The sequence below is a fragment of the Photorhabdus cinerea genome (genome assembly GCF_011189575.1).
Taxonomy (GTDB): Bacteria; Pseudomonadota; Gammaproteobacteria; order Enterobacterales; family Enterobacteriaceae; genus Photorhabdus; species Photorhabdus cinerea.
The window spans coordinates 50728-70473 of the sequence record NZ_PUJW01000012.1 but is presented as its reverse complement, the minus strand read 5'-3'; the positions used below and the strand labels follow the sequence as shown (position 1 = coordinate 70473).

General features: G+C 42.6%; 18 protein-coding genes. 14 read left to right on the top strand and 4 right to left on the bottom strand.

The window, feature by feature from the left end:
* Positions 1-14: 14 nt before the first annotated feature.
* Positions 15-263, top strand: a complete 249-nt coding sequence (tusA, locus tag C5469_RS13100) for a sulfurtransferase TusA (RefSeq protein WP_065823487.1) — start codon at positions 15-17, stop codon at positions 261-263.
* Positions 264-428: 165 nt separating this feature from the next.
* On the opposite strand, the gene C5469_RS13095 is transcribed toward tusA, so the two are convergent.
* Positions 429-2699 carry a zinc/cadmium/mercury/lead-transporting ATPase gene (locus C5469_RS13095; protein WP_166307298.1) on the bottom strand — a complete coding sequence of 757 codons (2271 nt, stop codon included), beginning with the start codon at positions 2697-2699 and terminating at the stop codon, positions 429-431.
* Between the two features lie 425 nt (positions 2700-3124).
* Between C5469_RS13095 and C5469_RS13090 the strand changes: the two genes are divergently transcribed.
* The 3 genes from C5469_RS13090 (at position 3125) to C5469_RS13080 (ending at position 6320) form a co-directional block, all read left to right on the top strand.
* Positions 3125-4180: a HesA/MoeB/ThiF family protein gene (locus C5469_RS13090; protein WP_166307295.1), complete on the top strand. Its 1056-nt coding sequence runs from the start codon at positions 3125-3127 to the stop codon at positions 4178-4180.
* Positions 4159-5334 (top strand): MFS transporter, encoded by a 1176-nt coding sequence (locus tag C5469_RS13085; protein ID WP_166307292.1) that lies wholly within the window; start codon positions 4159-4161, stop codon positions 5332-5334. Before C5469_RS13090 ends, C5469_RS13085 begins: the two co-directional genes overlap by 22 nt.
* Before the next feature lie 62 nt (positions 5335-5396).
* A complete protein-coding gene (locus tag C5469_RS13080; protein ID WP_241582068.1) occupies positions 5397-6320 on the top strand; it encodes an IS5 family transposase in 924 nt (307 codons plus the stop codon).
* Positions 6321-6537: 217 nt separating this feature from the next.
* Here C5469_RS13080 and C5469_RS13075 read toward each other — a convergent pair whose 3' ends face one another.
* Positions 6538-6801, bottom strand: coding sequence for a DUF1145 family protein (locus C5469_RS13075; RefSeq protein WP_166307289.1), 264 nt, complete (start codon positions 6799-6801; stop codon positions 6538-6540).
* Positions 6802-6821: 20 nt separating this feature from the next.
* Complete coding sequence (rsmD, locus tag C5469_RS13070) at positions 6822-7406, bottom strand: 16S rRNA (guanine(966)-N(2))-methyltransferase (RefSeq protein WP_166307286.1); 585 nt, start codon at positions 7404-7406, stop codon at positions 6822-6824.
* A gap of 237 nt (positions 7407-7643) precedes the next feature.
* Between rsmD and ftsY the strand changes: the two genes are divergently transcribed.
* The 5 genes from ftsY (at position 7644) to C5469_RS13045 (ending at position 13176) form a co-directional block, all read left to right on the top strand.
* Complete coding sequence (gene ftsY, locus C5469_RS13065) at positions 7644-9179, top strand: signal recognition particle-docking protein FtsY (protein WP_166307283.1); 1536 nt, start codon at positions 7644-7646, stop codon at positions 9177-9179.
* Positions 9180-9185: 6 nt separating this feature from the next.
* Positions 9186-9851: a cell division ATP-binding protein FtsE gene (gene ftsE, locus C5469_RS13060; protein ID WP_054477112.1), complete on the top strand. Its 666-nt coding sequence runs from the start codon at positions 9186-9188 to the stop codon at positions 9849-9851.
* On the top strand, positions 9844-10818 hold the full coding sequence (gene ftsX / locus C5469_RS13055; protein ID WP_166307280.1) for a permease-like cell division protein FtsX: 975 nt from the start codon (positions 9844-9846) through the stop codon (positions 10816-10818). The genes ftsE and ftsX overlap by 8 nt, the downstream gene beginning before the upstream one ends.
* Before the next feature lie 260 nt (positions 10819-11078).
* Complete coding sequence (gene rpoH / locus C5469_RS13050) at positions 11079-11936, top strand: RNA polymerase sigma factor RpoH (protein ID WP_036768456.1); 858 nt, start codon at positions 11079-11081, stop codon at positions 11934-11936.
* A 100-nt stretch (positions 11937-12036) separates the two neighbouring features.
* Positions 12037-13176, top strand: coding sequence for a glycerate kinase (locus tag C5469_RS13045; protein ID WP_166307277.1), 1140 nt, complete (start codon positions 12037-12039; stop codon positions 13174-13176).
* Here the strand turns inward: C5469_RS13045 and panM are convergent.
* Complete coding sequence (gene panM / locus C5469_RS13040) at positions 13164-13562, bottom strand: aspartate 1-decarboxylase autocleavage activator PanM (protein ID WP_166307274.1); 399 nt, start codon at positions 13560-13562, stop codon at positions 13164-13166. The two genes, C5469_RS13045 and panM, sit on opposite strands and share 13 nt — an antisense overlap.
* Positions 13563-13951: 389 nt before the next feature.
* Here panM and C5469_RS13035 point away from each other — a divergent pair, with 389 nt between their 5' ends.
* From C5469_RS13035 to livF, 5 genes are all read left to right on the top strand, one after another.
* The gene (locus C5469_RS13035) at positions 13952-15064 is read left to right on the top strand and encodes a branched-chain amino acid ABC transporter substrate-binding protein (protein ID WP_166307271.1); all 1113 of its coding nucleotides are present in this window, start codon (positions 13952-13954) and stop codon (positions 15062-15064) included.
* Between the two features lie 62 nt (positions 15065-15126).
* Positions 15127-16053, top strand: coding sequence for a high-affinity branched-chain amino acid ABC transporter permease LivH (gene livH, locus C5469_RS13030; protein WP_166307268.1), 927 nt, complete (start codon positions 15127-15129; stop codon positions 16051-16053).
* On the top strand, positions 16050-17336 hold the full coding sequence (locus C5469_RS13025; protein WP_166307265.1) for a high-affinity branched-chain amino acid ABC transporter permease LivM: 1287 nt from the start codon (positions 16050-16052) through the stop codon (positions 17334-17336). Before livH ends, C5469_RS13025 begins: the two co-directional genes overlap by 4 nt.
* The gene (livG, locus tag C5469_RS13020; protein WP_166307262.1) at positions 17333-18106 is read left to right on the top strand and encodes a high-affinity branched-chain amino acid ABC transporter ATP-binding protein LivG; all 774 of its coding nucleotides are present in this window, start codon (positions 17333-17335) and stop codon (positions 18104-18106) included. Before C5469_RS13025 ends, livG begins: the two co-directional genes overlap by 4 nt.
* Positions 18107-18108: 2 nt before the next feature.
* On the top strand, positions 18109-18810 hold the full coding sequence (gene livF, locus C5469_RS13015) for a high-affinity branched-chain amino acid ABC transporter ATP-binding protein LivF (RefSeq protein ID WP_166307259.1): 702 nt from the start codon (positions 18109-18111) through the stop codon (positions 18808-18810).
* Positions 18811-19746 lie beyond the last annotated feature (936 nt).

Genomic DNA, 19746 nt, shown 5'->3' with positions numbered 1-19746 from the left:
TTACAGAGATAGTTATGCCAGATGTTTTTGCCAATCCAGACAAAACCCTTGATACACAAGGGCTTCGCTGTCCTGAGCCTGTGATGATGGTACGGAAAACCGTGCGTCATATGGAAGCAGGGCAGATGTTACTCATTCTTGCAGATGATCCGGCGACTACACGCGATATTCCCAGTTTCTGCCGTTTTATGGAGCATCAGCTTGTTGCGCAAGAAACGGAACAAATGCCTTATCGCTATCTGGTTCGAAAAGCAGAGAGTTAACTCTGAGCATAAAAGGGATTTATTATTTGTTGGTATAAATGCTCTTGGCAATCGGTTTTATTAATTTGGTCTGTAGCAACAAGCCAAGAATACGGGGTGGCTTTTGGGATAAACCCCATATCCTTTAAGAAGTTGAGGACTGGCATTAATCGTTAAATGGTTTTGTTATTTCACTTTAATTCTCAGTAACCTTACTGCGTTTGCCGTTACCAGAGCGGTAGCACCAGAATCAGCTAATACTGCCATCCACAAGCCAGTGATGCCTAACAGACTAGTGATAAGGAAAATCCCTTTTAGCCCTAGTGCAATAGCTATATTTTGGCGGATATTATTATGAGTTGCGCGAGATAGAGCGATTATTTCTGATAAACCTGTCAGACGGTTGTGGGTTAGTGCTGCATCTGCGGTTTCCAGCGCAACATCAGTCCCACTTCCCATTGCAACACCGATACTGGAAGCTTTCATTGCTGGTGCATCATTAATGCCGTCACCAACCATCATTGTGCTGTGGTCTTTATTCAATTCCATGATAACTTTGACTTTGTCTTCTGGCATTAATCCAGCACGGAAATCCATTCCTAACTGACTGGCAATTGCAGTTGCAGCACGTGGGTTATCTCCTGTCAGCATCACTGATTTGATGCCCTGACTTTTCAGTAAATGGATGGCATCTATCGCATCTTGACGTAATGCGTCTTGCATAGCGATAAGGCCAATGAATTGCTCGTCATGCATCACGGCAACAACCGTTTTCCCTCCATCTTCCAACTGAATAATTTTTTGTTTCCAATCATCAGATAAAGTATTTTCCGGCAGTTTGCCCGGTGTACTGACTAAGATGCGTTTACCCTCTAATTGACCTTCAACACCGATACCTGCCAGTGCTTTACGATGTTCCGCTTCAATTACATTAACGTTTTTACTTGCTGCATGTTGCAAAATAGCTTTGGCCAGTGGGTGATGGGAGCCACTTTCCACGGCAGAGGCCAGAGCTAATAGCTGAGATTCACGGATATTCTCCGCCGACTGTACATCCGTGACTTGTGGCTTGCCGGCTGTCAGCGTACCTGTTTTATCGAAAGCGATAGTTGTGATTCGACCAAGTTGTTCCAGTGCAGCACCGCCTTTAATCAGTGCACCACGGCGGGTTGCAGCAGCCAAGGCAGAGGTGATTGCAGCAGGTGTAGAAATTACCAATGCGCAAGGACAACCAATCAGTAACAGTGTAAGACCACGGTAGATCCAGGTTTCCCACGGTTGGCTGAATACAGTAGGTGGAATAATGATAACCAACGCAGAGAACAGCATAATCAGTGGAGTATAAATCCTGCTGAAACGGTCAACAAAGCGCTCAATCGGGGCACGGCGTTCTTCTGCTTCTTCAATCAGTTGCAGGATGCGGTCAATGGCGTTGTTGCCTTGTTCAGACAATACTTTCATCTGCACTGAACGATCTACGGACAAACAACCTGCCGGAACTTTTTCTCCTTGCATGCGTTCAACCGGGATAGATTCTCCTGTCAGGGCACTTTCATCAAAGCTGGCGAATGAGTTGAGTAGCTCTGCATCAGTTGGTAAACGTCCGCCCGGTGCAATTTCAATAATATCTCCGGGGCGAAGATCGGCGACCGGAACTGTTTTTTTCTCACCATTTTTTACCAGTAGCGCTTCTTCCGGAACCAACGCTATCAAGGCACTGACTCCTTGACGCGCACGGCCAGCAGCATAGGATTCTAACATTTCACCAAGCATAAACAGCAGGAGTACCATTGCGGCTTCAGCGGTGGCGTCAATAAACAGTGCGCCGATTGCAGCAACGCTCATTAGTGTTTCAATGGCAAATGGTGTGCCTGATCGTATGAGTTTCCAGGCTTTGCTAACAATAGGTACCAATCCAATCAAGGTGGTGATAATAAAGGCAATGCGGCCAAATGGGGCATTGATATTGGAGATTCCCCAGCTTATTAGCATCATCAGTGAGAGAATAGTGATTGGCGCAAATTCTTTCCAGCGGCTGCCTTTTGGTGCTTTCTGATTTGCATTTGGGGTGTGAAGTTTAAATCCAGCTTGGTTGACGGCTTGGATAACTGTTGAACTTATATCTGTATCGGCATCTACAACCAGTTTTTCAGTTGCGAACAGGACTTTGACTTGTTTCACTTCTGGAATTTTTCTAACTGCCGTTTCAATTTTACGTGCACAGCTTGCGCAATCCATACCATTAACAACCCAACTAAAACGCTGGTTTGCCAAAAGCTCAGGAGCTTGTGTCTCTTGTACATCATGGGAATGGTTGTGCTCATGTGAATAAGACTCATCATGTTCATTATGTAAATGCTCACTAACAGTTTTTGCCTGAGTTGTGCAGGCAGTAGAACCACAACAGCTTCCATGCTGGTGGCTATGTTGGTGAGTGTTATTTTTATTTGAGTGCATGGGCTCCCCTTTGGAAGAGTCAATTCAACGATAATGACTAAACTCTACACTTTGGAGCCCACTCCAGAGTCAAACAAAAAAGAGAAAATAAATTGGTAAATTGTGCAACTAAGTGTTGACACTGATTTTCATCTGCAATATCGGCTTCATGATGCAAAGCTCTTTTGTGAGTGTATTTTTACGTTGAAAAGGTAAATACAGTTATAGTTATTATCCTTGATAATATTTTTGTTGACTTATTTTTTATTATGTGAAATAAGTGAATTGTTGTGAATTTGTTAATGATATTTATCAACATTCTTGTTTCGGGAGGGGAAAAATGATCAGTATAGCTTCTAACTAATTGCGTCAATAATGATTATGTCTTATGCCGTAGAAGATTATTTCTACGGCATAGTACCGAACATATAAATAGAGGGGGGGTTATGGTTAAGATTGCTAGATATATTCAAGCTGGAAGGTTTGAATCTGGTGGGATTTTTGGCGTAGGTTCTAATCAAGTACTCATACCACAGAAGAAGCGATTTGAATCTTTAGTTAAAATCGCTTCTTTTTTAAAAAGAGAAACGGATAGTGATAACCTCTATGAATACATAAAGAATAACGTTAGTGGTGTAAGTGAGGATGATATAAATTTCTCCCTTTCTCTTTTTAGGGAGAAAAATTCACTGATGAGTTCTTCATATTTTAACTCTGATGATAGGTATAGTAGAAACGTACTCTATTATCATTACTTAGGTGCTAACTCTAAAGAAGTTCAGGAAAAAATAAGTAAATCAAAAGTTACCATTATAGGATGTGGGGGGATAGGGAATCATATTTCATATCTTTTGGCGACCTCTGGAGTTGGTACTATATCTATAGTTGATAGTGATATAATTGAGATAAGTAATTTAACTCGGCAAGTCTTATTTTCGGAAAAAGATGTTAATTTTCTTAAAATTGACATATTAGAAAGAGAGTTATTAAAAAGAAATTCAGAGCTAAATGTAAAGAAGGTGAATTTAGAGATAAAATATAAGGATGATTTGTCTAAAATAGAAAAATCTGACCTTTTTATTGTATCCGCTGATACTCCATTTGAACTTATTAATTGGGTTAATGATTATTGTTTTGAAAAAAAACAACCTTATTTAAACGTTGGGTATATAAATGACATATCTGTTATAGGTCCTTTTGTCATTCCAGGAGAAACAGCTTGTTTCAGTTGTTCTAAGGTAGTGCCTGATTACGCCTGTGATGATGAACTACAAGATAATTTGGCAACAATAAATTCTGATTTCAAAGCTGCTACTTTCCCCAGTGTCAATGGGGTAGCTGCTTCATATGCTTTTGGGGATGTTATGAAATTCTTAGGTGGGTATGGTGAAATACTTAGCAAGAATAGAAGAATTGGAATTCACTCTCGTAAAATAAAAATAGAAACACAAGAAATACCTAAAAATGAAAGGTGTAATATATGTGGTCTTCAACCAAAATAATAATAACATATTCTGTTATTTTTAATTCTTTGAGGATGCTCATTGGCGCTACTTCATCGATTTATCTTTTAAGCAAAGGCGTATCTCTTGTTGATCTTGGTTTAATGAAGACCATGCAGGCCTGCGTTTTTTTTATATTGGATATACCAACGTCTTATCTTGCTGATAGGATCAGCCGGAAATATGCGATATCTCTTTCTGTCTTCTTTGGTGGAGCTTGGCTTGTTTTAACGGGGGTTTCATCCCATTTATATGGTTTTTATCTGGCCGAATTTTTTAACGCAATTTCTTTGACGATAATAGGTGGAACATATAATTCATACTTGATTGATGTCTATAAATCAGAGGGTGGTAAAGACACTCATCGGATACTGGGAATTAACGGTAAATATCATTATATGTCTATGGCTATTGCTGCTATGATTGGCGCTGCAATAGGTGATATAGGTTCACGATGGATATGGATTCTTGCTGGAATAGGTAGTTTTATATTGATGTTTTTTTCCTTTTTTCTTCCTGAATCAAAGGTTAAATTAGTCAATGGGAAAAAATCAGGGTTAATGAATGATATAAAGGAGATATATTCTCTTTTAATTAAAGGGAGTAAAGACTTCTTATTCGTATTTTTCGCTGTCGTTTCAAATATAGTGTATTTTCAAATATTACTCCAATATTGGCAACCTTATGCTTTTTATGGATTTTCTGGTGGAGTTAAAGGTTCTTTGTCATATGGAATATTATTTGTTTTTATTCTTATGTCTCAATCTGTCGCAGGATGGATCATCAGTAAAATCAGTGACAATAGAAAACTGATTTGGTTTGGCTTACTTTTGATGTTTGTTTCCACAGGAATATGCCTGTTAGGCGGGGAGAGTTATCCATACTTAATACCTGTAGCCTTAATTTTTATGTTTGGTAGTAATCAATATCTAACAATGGGGCTGAGAGCCGTTTATCATGGCTATTTTGATGCCAGTTTGAGGTCAACATTTGACTCTTTATTATCGACATTTGCACGCTTAATCGTTTTGATACTTTTTCCGGTGGTTGCATATCTTACGGAAATTTTTGGATGGCAAATAATGTCATATTCACTCATTATTTTGTCTTCAATGGTTATTTATCTTTATGTGTTTAGCGGCGTTGTTGAATAAATCGAACTTTTGGCCGTAGTTAGGATCAGATCACCACACTCCTGATCCTGCAGCGATATCACGTGGCAAAACAAAAGTTCAAAATCACCAACTGGGCCACCTACAACAAGGCGCTTGTCAATCGGGGCTCACTGACATTCTGGCTTGATGAGTCGGCCATTCAGGCCTGGTATGACGAACCCAACACGTCTTTACGCGGTCGTCCGCAACGTTATTCTGAGCTGGCCATTTCAACCGTTCTGATGCTCAAACGCATTTTTCGCCTCACACTTCGCGCTGCGCAGGGATTCATTGACTCCATCTTTACCCTAATGAAGCTCCCGCTCCGTTGCCCGGATTATTCCTGCGTCAGCAGGCGGGCTAAATCCGTCAGCATCCCTTTCAAAAACCCAACGCGCGGTGAAATTGCCCATCTGGTTATCGATTCCACCGGCTTAAAAGTCTTCGGTGAGGGTGAGTGGAAGGTGAAAAAACATGGCCAGGAAAAGCGCCGCGTCTGGCGGAAACTGCACCTGGCGGTGGATGCTGATACGCATGAGATTATCTGCGCTGACCTGTCCCTAAACAACGTGACTGATGCAGAGGCATTCCCGGGGCTTATCCGTCAGACGCACAGGAAAATCAGGGCCGCCTGTGCCGACGGGGCTTATGACACAAAGCGGTGCCACGACGAGTTGCGGCGCAAGAAAATTAAGGCGCTTATCCCACCGCGAACGCGCGCCGGCTACTGGCCGGAGGAGTATGCTGACAGAAATCAGGCGGTGGCGAGGCAACGGCTTACTGGGAGCAATGCGTACTGGAAATGGCACACGGCTTATAACCGGCGTTCAGTGGCCGAAACGGCGATGTACCGCGTAAAACAGCTGTTTGGTGGGCATCTTACGTTGAGGGATTACGATGCGCAGGTTGGAGAAACTATGGCCATGATCCGTGCCTTAAACAAAATGACGCGTGCAGGGATGCCAGAAAGTGTGCGGATTGCCTGAGGAAGTCAGTGACGAGAGGCGCTTTTATCTAAATCCGAATTATTCAACAAAGCCGTGTTTAGCCTGAAATTATCGCTCAGGTAAACACACTAAGGATCTCTTCCAACGCAGAATTAAAATAAGCGGGTGGCTATAAACGAATGGTGGCATCTATTATGCTTATTTCGTTTTCTCCAGTTTGCTTGTGACTACAAGTGAGCATTTCCCGCTAATTGGTTTATTTTTTTAGCTGCTTTTTCTGCATTGCCAATAGCTCAAAGACACCAAAAAAGAAAATCTTTGTTTGCATCAGGCCAGAAAGTTTTTGGTCTTTGGGCTGACTGGATTTTAGAAGTAGCATCTGAAATGCATGCATTACTACCGTGAAAATCATGGCGATATCCATAAAATACTTCAATGGTTTTGGAAATGGGTGGATTAGGTTAAATATCAAAAATCCCCAAATGCAGACCATTAATAGTTTTCCTAGTTGAATAAACATCAGTGTGCCCCCAAAGATAATTATGCAGGTAAGTAACGAATATAAAGTCGATATGCGACTTGTCCGGCAACTTTTTCACGATGAAGTTGCCAGTTAGCAGGAACATCTGCTGCTGCTGATTCGGATTCAGCCTCAACATAGATCCAACTTTCATCGGCTAGCCAACCCTGCTGTTCCAATAATTTTATGGTTTCGGCAAGCATTCCTTGACGGAAAGGGGGATCAAGGAAAATCACATCGTGGGGTGTCCCCGGTTGAGATAAATAATTTAATGCGCTGTCGTTAATAATTTCGGCATTTTTGGCGCCGAGAAGAGCCAGATTAGCAGAAAGTTGTTTTGCTACATTACGTTCATATTCAATAAGTGTCGCTTGTGTTGCATAACGGGAAAGTGCTTCTAACCCAAGAGCTCCGCTTCCTGCATAACAATCCAGGCAGTGTGCTTCCTGAATAACCAGAGCCAGCCAGTTAAACAGAGTTTCTCTAACGCGATCTGTGGTTGGACGTAATCCAGGGCTATTTGGCACAGGCAATTTTCGTCCTCGCCATTTTCCACCAATAATGCGGATTTGTCCCATAGATTGTGGTTGTGATTTTTTTGCCATAATTTACGTAACTTAATAATTTGTCATCAGATAGGTGTTGCATAACCGATAACGTACTTTTAAAGGTGCCTTGAAAATGTCAGATAAAAAGACTTGTTAAATCTTGCTGGCATTAATTTACCATGGAATTCATGATTGATATGTGTTGCGCTACTACGAAAATGTTAGACTGCGTCTAATTTCGTTATTATTCACTGTTATAACGCCATGATTTAACCTTGAGGAGTGTAGTGGCTGATGGCAAAAGAGAAAAAAAGAGGCTTTTTCTCCTGGTTCGGGCGTGGTCGTCAGGAAGAACAGCAAAAAGAAGAACAATTGGCCGTAGAGCAAGCGGAGCAACAGCGTCTTGCAGAGGAAGCGGCAAGGTTGGTCGCAGAACAGGCAGAACAACAGCGTCTTACTGAGGAAGCAGCAAGGTTAGCCGTAGAGCAGGCAGAGCAACAACGCCTTGCAGAGGAAGTGGCAAGATTAGCCGCAGAGCAGGCGGAACAACAGCGTCTTGCTAAAGAGTCTGCAAGATTGGCAGCAGAGCAGGCGGAACAACAGCGTCTTGCTGAAGAGTCTGCAAGATTGGCAGCAGAGCAAGCGGAACAAAAACGCCTTGTTGAAGAAGCAGCAAGATTGGCAGCAGAGCAGGCAGAACAACAGCGTCTTGCTGAAGAGGCTGCAAGATTAGCCGTGGAACAGGCAGAGCAACAGCGCCTTGCAGAGGAAGTGGCAAGGTTGGCCGCAGAACAGGCAGAACAACAGCGTCTTACTGAGGAAGCAGCAAGGTTAGCCGCAGAGCAGGCGGAACAGGTACTAACCGAACAGCCAAAGCCAGTTGTATCAAAGGAACAGGAACGCCCGACTAAGGAAGGATTTTTCACGCGTTTGAAACGTAGTTTGGTTAAAACTCGTCAAAATTTAGGTTCCGGCTTTCTCAGCCTGTTCAGTGGTAAAAAGATCGACGATGATCTGTTTGATGAATTGGAAGAGCAGTTATTGATTGCTGATGTTGGTGTTGATACTACCCGCAAAATCATTGGCAGTCTGACGGAGCATGCCAGCCGTAAAGAGCTGAAAGATGCGGAAGCATTGTATGCCAAATTGAAAGAAGAGATGTCTGGCATTCTAGCTAAAGTTGATAAGCCGCTGGATATTGAAGGAAAAATACCGTATGTCATTCTGATGGTTGGTGTTAATGGTGTTGGTAAAACCACAACGATCGGTAAATTGGCACGTCAGTTCCAGGCACAAGGTAAATCTGTCATGTTGGCGGCTGGGGATACTTTCCGTGCTGCCGCAGTTGAGCAATTACAGGTGTGGGGGGAACGCAATCATATTCCTGTGGTGGCGCAACATACCGGCGCTGATCCGGCTTCTGTGATTTTCGATGCTATGCAATCAGCTAAAGCTAAAGGTGTAGATATATTGATTGCAGATACCGCAGGCCGTTTGCAAAATAAATCTCACCTGATGGAAGAGTTGAAGAAAATTGTTCGGGTGATGAAAAAACTGGACGAAAATGCTCCACATGAAATTATGCTGACATTGGATGCCAGTACCGGTCAGAATGCGATAAGTCAGGCTAAACTGTTCCATGAAGCGGTTGGGCTGACAGGTATCTCATTGACAAAATTGGATGGTACTGCCAAAGGTGGAGTGATTTTCGCCATTGCTGATCAGTTTGAAATTCCTATCCGTTATATTGGTGTTGGTGAAGGCATTGAAGATCTACGGCCATTTAAGGCAGACGACTTTATAGAGGCTCTTTTTGCCCGAGAGGATTAATTACCGATGATTCGCTTTGAACAGGTCAGTAAAGCTTATCTGGGGGGACGACAAGCCCTGCAAGGGGTAAATTTTCATTTGCGTCCTGCGGAAATGGCATTTTTGATTGGTCACTCAGGAGCAGGTAAAAGTACCTTGCTGAAACTCATCTGTGGCATTGAGCGACCCAGTGCTGGACATATCTGGTTTGCAGGTCATGATATCAGCCGGTTAAAAAGCCGTGAAGTCCCTTTCCTCCGCCGTCAGATTGGTATGATCTTCCAGGATCATCACCTGCTGTTGGATCGAACGGTATACGATAATGTAGCAATGCCACTTATCATTTCTGGTGCGAGTTCTGAAGATATCCGTCGCCGAACTTCTGCTGCATTAGATAAGGTTGGTTTACTGGACAAAGCGAAGAATTTCCCGATTCAACTCTCAGGTGGTGAGCAGCAACGTGTTGGCATTGCCCGTGCAGTTGTGAATAAGCCGACTGTTTTATTGGCCGATGAACCAACAGGTAACCTTGATGGTGAGTTGTCAGAAGGCATTTTGCGGCTGTTTGAAGAATTTAATCGGGTAGGGGTAACAGTGCTGATGGCGACCCATGATATGGCACTGATTGATAGGAGAAAATATCGTATTCTGACGCTGAGCCAGGGCCGTATGACGGGGGAGCATCATGGTTAAAAATGTGCGTAAGGTCGCAGGAAAAGTAACAAGATCGAAAAGCAAAACCCTGCAAGGGGGATGGCGTGAACAATGGCGTTATGCTTGGATGAATGCACTAACAGATATGCTGCGTCAGCCGCTGGCAACTTTGCTGACGATTATGGTTATTGCGATTTCTCTGACATTACCCAGCGTTTGTTACATCGTATGGAAGAACGTTAGCCAGGCCGCGGAAAAATGGTACCCCACTCCGCAATTGACGGTTTATCTCGATAAATCACTGGATGATAACAGCGTCCAGAAATTGATAAGTGAACTGAAAGCGCTCAATGGGGTGGATAATGTTAATTATCTTTCACGCCAGGAAGCCATGACCGAGTTCCGTACCTGGTCTGGTTTTGGCAGCGCTCTGGATATGTTGGAAGAGAATCCATTACCCGCGGTTGCTATCATTACACCGAAAATTGATTTCCAGAGTTCACAGACTCTGACTACATTGCGTGACAGAGTTTCTCAGGTCAAAGGCATTGAAGAAGTTCGTATGGATGATAGCTGGTTTGCTCGTCTGGCTGCGTTGACGGGCCTTGTCGGTCAGATTGCGACAGTGATCGGTATTTTGATGATAGTGGCGTTGTTTTTGGTCATCGGTAATAGCGTACGCCTCAGTATTTTCAGTCACCGTGATACTATTAATGTGATGAAGTTGATTGGTGCAACTGATGGTTTTATTTTGCGTCCATTCCTTAATGGTGGTGCTTTGTTAGGGGGACTTGGAGCAATTTTGTCATTAATACTCTCTGCCTTGTTGGTGTGGAAGCTCTCTGATGTTGTAACACAGGTTGCCAGCGTGTTTGGTACGACGTTTAATTTATATGGACTTTCATGGGATGAATCCTTATTGCTAGTTCTTATCTCTGCCATGATTGGTTGGGTAGCCGCCTGGCTAGCGACAACTCAGCATTTGCGCCACTTTACGCCAGAGTAACGGCTGTATTCTTACAGGCTGATCGACTACAGGTTTAACATACAAATAAAGTTACTTGCATAAATATAAGACAATCTGTTATTTTTTGTTCCGTTACTTCATAGTGGATGTTGTCTGCATTGAAATTATGACTACTTCACGCATCTGTAACTTGAATATGCACATTCTGGTGATAGACTGTACCGCTGTATGTGAGCATTGGTTCATATACACTGATGTAATCTATACTAATGATTTGAGCCTTATTTGAGAGGATTTGAATGGCCAAAGAAATGCAAACCTTAGCGTTAGTTCCTCAAGGAAGTCTAGAGGGCTATATCCGCGCCTCTAATGCCTATCCGATGCTGACAGCAGAGGAAGAGAAGGAACTGGCTGAAAGGCTGCATTACCAGGGAGATCTGGATGCAGCTAAGAAGCTGATTCTGTCTCATCTGCGCTTCGTTGTTCATGTCGCTCGCAGTTATGCTGGTTATGGTTTGCCTCAGGCAGATTTAATTCAGGAAGGGAACATTGGCTTGATGAAAGCAGTACGTCGTTTTAACCCGGAGGTGGGGGTACGTCTGGTTTCTTTTGCCGTTCACTGGATTAAAGCTGAAATCCATGAGTATGTGCTGCGTAACTGGCGTATTGTAAAAGTTGCAACAACTAAAGCGCAGCGTAAGCTGTTTTTTAATCTGCGCAAAACTAAGCAGCGTCTGGGTTGGTTCAATCAAGACGAAGTGGAGATGGTTGCTAAAGAACTTGGTGTAACCAGTAAAGATGTACGTGAGATGGAATCTCGTATGTCAGCGCAGGATATGGCATTTGATATGTCTGCCGATGATGATAATCAGGAAGGCCAGCCGGTTGCTCCTGTTCTGTATCTTCAGGATAAAGCGTCTGATTTTGCAGACGGTATCGAAGAGGACAACTGGGAAAACCATGCTGCTGATAAATTATCAGTGGCAATAGAAGGTTTAGATGAGCGCAGTCAGGATATTATCCGTTGTCGCTGGTTGGATGATGATAATAAATCTACCTTGCAAGAACTGGCTGATAAGTACGGTGTTTCTGCTGAGCGCGTACGTCAGCTTGAAAAAAATGCCATGAAAAAACTGCGGGTAGCGATTGAGGCGTAAATAAATTTAATGTAGTCATCATGAATAAGTTAAAGGGCGATAATGATTTATCGCCTTTTTTGTTCCTATTTTTCAGAGTTTTCAACCCTGAGTGAATTGTATGAAAATTGTGATTGCACCTGATTCATTTAAAGAAAGTCTCAGTGCTTCGCAGGTCGCTGAAGCAATAGAACAGGGATTTCGTGAAATTTATCCACAAGCCGAATATATCAAATTACCAATGGCTGATGGTGGTGAAGGTACAGTTGAATCAATGGTAGCAGCCATGAATGGTCAGGTTATCCATTTGTCTGTTACTGGGCCGTTAAATCAGCCAGTGGATAGCTTTTTCGGTATTCTGGGTGATGAAAAAACGGCTATTATTGAAATGGCTGCGACTTCTGGTCTGCATTTGGTTCCAATAGAGCAGCGTAATCCACTGATAACCACGACTTATGGTACAGGTGAGCTGATACTGGCTGCTTTAGATAAAGGTGTCAGAAAGATAATTCTGGGGATTGGGGGCAGTGCGACTAATGATGGTGGTGCCGGTATGATGCAGGCACTGGGGGCTCATCTGCTTGATATTAGTGGTAAAGAACTCAAAGCTGGAGGTGCAGCATTAAGCCAGCTTGCTGAAATTGATCTCTCTGGTTTGGATTCTCGTTTGAGTCACACTGAAATTATCGTCGCCTGTGATGTGACTAACCCGCTATGTGGTGAGTTGGGTGCATCGGCTATTTTTGGTCCACAGAAAGGGGCGACACCAGAGATGGTGAAAGAATTGGATGCTGCTTTACGTCATTATGGTGAAAAAATTGAATTCTTGACAGAAACCAGGGTCATTGATGTACCCGGTGCAGGAGCAGCAGGTGGTATGGGGGCTTCTTTACTTGGTTGGCTGAACGCTAAATTGCAACCGGGAATTGATATTGTTATCTCCACTCTAAAGCTGGAAGAAGCGCTACAGGGTGCTAATCTGGTTATTACTGGCGAAGGTCGGATAGACAGCCAGACTATTTATGGTAAAACGCCAATTGGTGTTGCCCGTATCGCCAAAAAATATGCCATTGCAACCATTGCACTGGTTGGCAGTATGAGTAAGGACTACAGCATTGTTCATGATCATGGATTGGATGCTGTTTTTTCCATTATTCCCGGTGTTTGTTCTCTTTCTGATGCTCTTGCTTGCGGGCATGAAAATTTACGAGTGACTGCCCGCAATGTGGCTGCTGTCTGGAAAATGGGTCAATTAGAATAATAATTTGACGTCGCGTCATAATGAAAACCACAGGCGCTCATAAAACCTTTTAATGCTGGCTCGTTGGCATCTGGGAAACCTTCGAGGCTGAGCTTCCATTGCTTAACGGTAGGATGGTGGACCTTTATTTCATTTATCAGATATAAACCGACTCCCCGGCGACGTGTTATTTCACGGACACACAAATCTTCAAGCAGACCAAATTGATGACTGAGAGTAATTTTTACTGCGGCTAGTAATCTGCCATTAAAACGGGCAGCAAACAGTTTATTCCCGTTTTTTAGATAGATTTGCCATTGTTCAGGTGTTTGTTGAGGCCAGATCTTCCCCAGATCAATCATATCTTGTACTGATAAAACAGTAAGTTGCTCGATAGTTAATTTCATGGTTTTTCCATATCAATTGTAAATGAATAGATAGGCAGTGTGTTGTGCAACTGTTTTTATACGTTACTGGAAAAAATGTTTTTAATGACCTCGATCTTTCGAGTTAAAGATTGCTTTACTAATATTTAACCAGAATATCACACTATGTTTTGTCTAAATTACAACCATCTTCGGTGGTATTTTATTCTGTATATAATGCTTTTGGCTACCTTGTTAATTTGATTTTAAGCATGAAATGCTATTTTAATGACATGAAAAATAAAGTCTTATTAACAAAAATCACTTTATCTAATCATCAATCACAAAAGGTCATAATTTCCAGCCAGATAATGAAAGATTTTAAAGGCAAACACAATAAATAAGACCAATAACAATACGGGGATAAATAAATGAATATCATAACAGGTAAAGCATTATTAGCAGGTTGTATTGCCATGGTGATGAGCCATTCACTATGGGCAAAAGAGATCAAGGTAGCGATTGTCGGGGCGATGTCTGGACCCGTTGCTCAGTATGGTGATATGGAATTTACTGGTGCACGTCAGGCGATTGCAGATATTAATGCCAAAGGTGGCATTAATGGCAATAAGCTGGTGGGTGTTGAATATGATGATGCCTGTGATCCGAAACAGGCAGTTGCAGTCGCTAACAAGGTGATTAATGACAACATTCGTTATGTTATCGGTCATCTGTGTTCTTCGTCTACTCAGCCAGCATCTGATATCTATGAAGATGAAGGTGTCATTATGATTACGCCAGCAGCGACTAATGCCGATCTGACGACTCGTGGCTACCAAATGATTCTGCGTACTACAGGGTTGGATTCTGATCAGGGACCAACAGCGGCGAAATATATCGCTGAAAAGATCAAACCTCAGCGTTTGGCGATTGTTCATGATAAACAGCAATATGGCGAAGGGTTAGCGCGTTCTGTTCTCGACAAATTGAAAAAAGCAGGAGTCAATATTGTACTGTTTGAAGGCGTGACTGCGGGTGATAAAGATTTCTCAGCATTAGTCGCCCGTCTGAAAAAAGAGAACGTGGATTTTGTCTATTTCGGTGGCTATTACCCTGAAATGGGGCAAATTCTGCGTCAGGCTAAGCAGGCCGGTCTGAATATTCGCTTTATGGGACCAGAAGGTGTAGGTAATTCTTCGTTGTCCAATATCGCCAGTGAGGCTTCTGAAGGAATGTTAGTAACACTACCTAAGCGTTATGATCAGGTTCCAGTGAACAAGGCGGTTGTTGATGCGATCAAAGGCAAGAAAGAAGATCCAACCGGGCCATTCGTCTGGACAACTTATGCTGCCATTCAATCTCTGACAACAGCAATGAGCCGTACCGGTAGCATGGAACCTACTGATTTAGTAAAAGATCTAAAAACTAATCCAATAGATACCGTAATGGGCACACTGAGCTGGAATGAGGCTGGTGACTTGAAAGGATTCGAGTTCGGTATTTTTGAATGGCATGCAGATGGTTCTTCTACCTCTGTGAAGTAAAGTCATTTTAATGGCCGTCAGCCCCTGTTTGGCAGGGGCTGCTATTCCAGAGGTATTAAGGTATGTCAGAGCAATTTCTCTATTTCTTACAACAGATGCTAAATGGAGTTACTCTGGGTAGCACTTATGCATTGATTGCCATTGGTTATACGATGGTTTACGGCATAATCGGGATGATTAACTTTGCTCATGGCGAAGTTTATATGATTGGCAGTTATGTCTCCTTTATTGTGATTGCAGCCCTGATGATGATGGGCATCGATCTAGGTTGGTTACTGGTTACCGCTGCTTTTTTGACATCAATTGTTATTGCCAGCGCTTATGGTTGGAGTATTGAACGGGTGGCTTATAGACCCGTTCGTCACTCTAAGCGCCTGATTGCTCTGATTTCTGCAATTGGAATGTCTATTTTCCTGCAAAACTATGTCAGTTTGTCACAAGGTTCCCGCGATCTTGCACTGCCAAGTCTGATTACCGGACAGTGGGTATTGGGTGAAAGTGATGGATTTTCTGCCAGTATTACTGCAATGCAACTGACTATCTGGATAGTTACATTTCTTGCCATGCTGGTACTGACGATGTTTATCCGCTATTCCCGTATGGGACGCGCTTGTCGTGCTTGCGCGGAAGATTTGAAAATGACCAGTTTGTTAGGAATCAATACTGATAAAGTCATTTCCTTAACCTTTGTTATTGGCGCCGCAATGGCCGCGGTAGCTGGTGTTTTGCTGGGACAGTTCTACGGTGTGATAAATCCGTATATCGGTTTTATGGCAGGAATGAAAGCCTTCACCGCAGCTGTGTTGGGGGGGATTGGCAGTATTCCGGGGGCAATGATTGGCGGCTTGATCTTGGGAATTTCTGAAGCTCTGACTTCTGCTTATTTGAGCACAGAATATAAAGATGTTGTTTCCTTTGCTCTGCTTATTATTGTGTTGTTGTTTATGCCTACCGGGATCTTAGGCCGTCCGGAGGTAGAAAAAGTATGAAACATGCCAATTGGATTAATGCCATTATCGCCTCAGTCGCTTTATTTGTGCTGTCTATTTTTATGATGGGGATGCAGTTGTCACTGGATGGTACGCAGTTAGTCGTTCACCGTGCTGATGAAGTGCGCTGGATATGGATTGGTATTGGCTGTGCGGTTGTTTTTCTGTTCCAGTTATTGCGTCCGGTTATTCAGCAGACGATGAAAAAAGTACCACTTAAAAGTCGGGTGCTACCTGATTTCGATGGTTCAACTAAAGGACAAAAACGATTGGCGGCATTGATCATTATTGCTGCCATTGTTTGGCCGTTTGTGGTTTCTCGTGGTAGCGTCGATATTGCTACGCTGACATTAATTTATGTCATGTTGGGATTGGGTTTGAATGTAGTGGTTGGCTTGTCAGGGTTGCTGGTGCTTGGATATGCTGGTTTTTATGCTATCGGTGCTTATACCTATGCTTTACTCAGTCACTATTACGGGTTGGGATTTTGGCAAAGCTTGCCATTGGCAGGGCTAACCGCTGCTTTATCCGGGCTGTTATTAGGTTTGCCCGTATTGAGATTGAGGGGTGACTATCTGGCTATTGTTACACTCGGTTTTGGTGAGATTGTTCGTATTTTACTGTTGAATAATACTGAAATAACAGGTGGCCCAAATGGCATCAGCCAGATCCCCAAACCTACTTTCTTCGGGTTGGAATTTAACCGCAGTGTGAAAGAGGGAGGCTGGGATACTTTCCATAACTTCTTTGGTTGGAAATACGATCCAAGTGACCGAATCATCTTCCTGTATCTGGTAGTGTTACTATTGGTGATAGTAACGATATTTATTATCAATCGATTGTTGCGTATGCCATTGGGGCGCGCGTGGGAAGCACTACGTGAAGATGAAATTGCTTGCCGTTCTTTGGGGATTAGCCCAACTCGTATCAAACTGGCTGCATTTACCATCAGTGCCACATTTGCTGGTTTTGCTGGCACGTTATTTGCGGCCCGGCAAGGTTTCGTTAGCCCAGAATCTTTTACTTTTGCTGAATCTGCTTTCGTGCTGGCTATTGTGGTACTCGGAGGAATGGGTTCGCAAACTGCGGTGATACTGGCGGCAATTCTGTTGGTGGTTTCTCGTGAGATGATGCGTGATCTAAATGCTTACAGCATGCTGTTGCTAGGGGCAATGATGGTACTGATGATGGTTTGGCGCCCGCAAGGGTTGCTACCAATGAAACGCTGTGATGTTAGGCTGAAACAGCAGGAAAGCTATGTACAGGAAGGAGAACGGGGATGAGTGCAACATCATTGTTGCGGGTTTCTGATCTGACCATGCGCTTCGGTGGTTTGCTGGCTGTCAACAATGTTGCTCTGCTACTTAATCAGGGTGAAATTGTCTCTCTCATTGGGCCTAATGGTGCAGGAAAAACCACGATCTTTAATTGTTTGACCGGGTTTTACCGTCCGACTAGCGGAACCATAAAATTGCGGGAAAAACATCTGGAAGGGTTATCTGGGCAGGAAATTGCCCGTATGGGAGTGGTTAGAACATTCCAGCATGTACGATTGTTCCGTGAAATGACCGTGATTGAAAATCTATTGGTAGCGCAGCATCAGCATTTGAAAAGTAGTCTCCTGGCCGGGCTTTTTAAAACGCCAGCATTCTGCCGTGCAGAATCTGAGGCTGTAGATCGGGCAGTAATTTGGTTGAAGCGGATTGGTTTATTATCACTGGCAAATAGACTGGCAGGTAATCTGGCATATGGTCAGCAACGGCGTTTGGAAATTGCACGCTGTATGGTGACACGTCCCGAAGTTCTAATGATGGATGAGCCAGCGGCGGGTTTGAACCCAAAAGAGACAGAGGAACTTAATGCCTTGATTGATGGACTAAGAAAATATCATCAGGTTTCTGTTTTACTGATTGAGCACGATATGAAGTTGGTAATGGGAATTTCAGATCGCATTTATGTTGTTAATCAGGGAATACCTTTGGCACAAGGACGGCCAGAAGAGATTCGTAATAATCCGGATGTTATCCGGGCATATCTGGGTGAGGTGTATTAATCATGTTGGAATTTAAGCAGGTATCTGCCCATTATGGAAAAATTCAGGCGCTGCATCAGGTTAGCTTGAATATTCAGCAGGGAGAAATCGTCACTCTGATAGGTGCAAATGGTGCGGGAAAAACAACCTTGCTCAGTACATTATGTGGTGCACCCAGAGCGACGGAAGGTGCCATTATTTTTCGAGGCAAGGATGTCACTCAATGGCCGACAGCGCGTATTATGCGTGAAGACATTGCTATTGTTCCAGAAGGACGCAGAATATTTGCCCGTATGATGGTGGAGGAAAATTTGGTAATGGGCGGTTTTTTTGCTGACAAAACGCAATATCAGCAGCGTATTGAACGGGTTTATGGCTTATTTCCTCGCTTACAGGAAAGACGCAGCCAACGGGCTGGAACGATGTCTGGCGGTGAACAGCAAATGTTGGCAATTGGTCGCGCTTTGATGAGCCAGCCACAGTTATTGTTACTGGATGAACCTTCATTGGGGCTGGCACCGATAATTATCATACAGATTTTCGATACTATTCAGCAGTTGCGGGAAGAGGGAATGACAATCTTTCTGGTTGAGCAGAATGCAAATCAGGCGCTAAAACTGGCTGACCGGGGATATGTACTAGAAAACGGTAAGATTGTACTGGAAGACAGTGGTTCTGCATTACTAACTAATGAAGCTGTGAGAAATGCGTATTTGGGGGGATAGAGACATATTCTTTTTCGCAATGAAAGGAATATCAGATGGTTGATTATCCTTGTAGTGCTGGAAAGATGCTTTCTCCCAAGGTGAAGACGCCATAAATAATGTTTTAAGTTTGGCATTATCTGGGGCTAGGGCAACTAGTGTGGCCCCAAATGCTTTGAAAGCTGCTCTCATTTAAATGCAAAAGGCGTTGAGCTGGCAGAATGTTTTAAGCTTCCCGACCGGCAATATCTAAAATATAAGTACAAATGTGATGCCCTTCTATGTTTTTTCGTCATATTTTGAGCGATATAGTTTATTGGTGGAGTAATTAGAAGCCAATTAATTGTATCAGCATATTTGAATGGTTAAAATTATTTTGCCATTAAGTTAATTTTCTATTATCAGAAATAGAATGGTTTTAAAAATATTATTGTGTAGAAGATATAATTAATTTTAAATAATAACACTGTTAATGTGGATATAATGTAAATATATTTCTATGATACTGGGCTGTTTTATTTATTATCATTTAAATATTGCAAGTGGATTATTATCGTTCTCTAAATAAAGTTAAATTTATAAAGTGAGAAATAGAATTATATAACACTTTAGTAACCAATGTTAATATTGTAAATTCAGGTGAATAACATAATGGTAATAATTTTAATGTTTTTTTATATATTGTTTGTGTCTCGTATGATTTTAATATTTCCTAAATAATAGTGATTTCATTAAAGCATGGTGTTGACACAAACTATATCTCTGCTATAGTTTTATATCATTGCGATTTGTTTCAGATATACCATCATTAATGATTGACCTATAATATGGATATTTTAATGTTCTGGTGAGTTATTGTGATATGTGAAGTCCACATAATAATCAGGGAATTAAGTTTCAAAATTAATAGTGGTTCTATGCTGGTTAAAGAGTGCCTTTAATTAAGTGGTAATACTG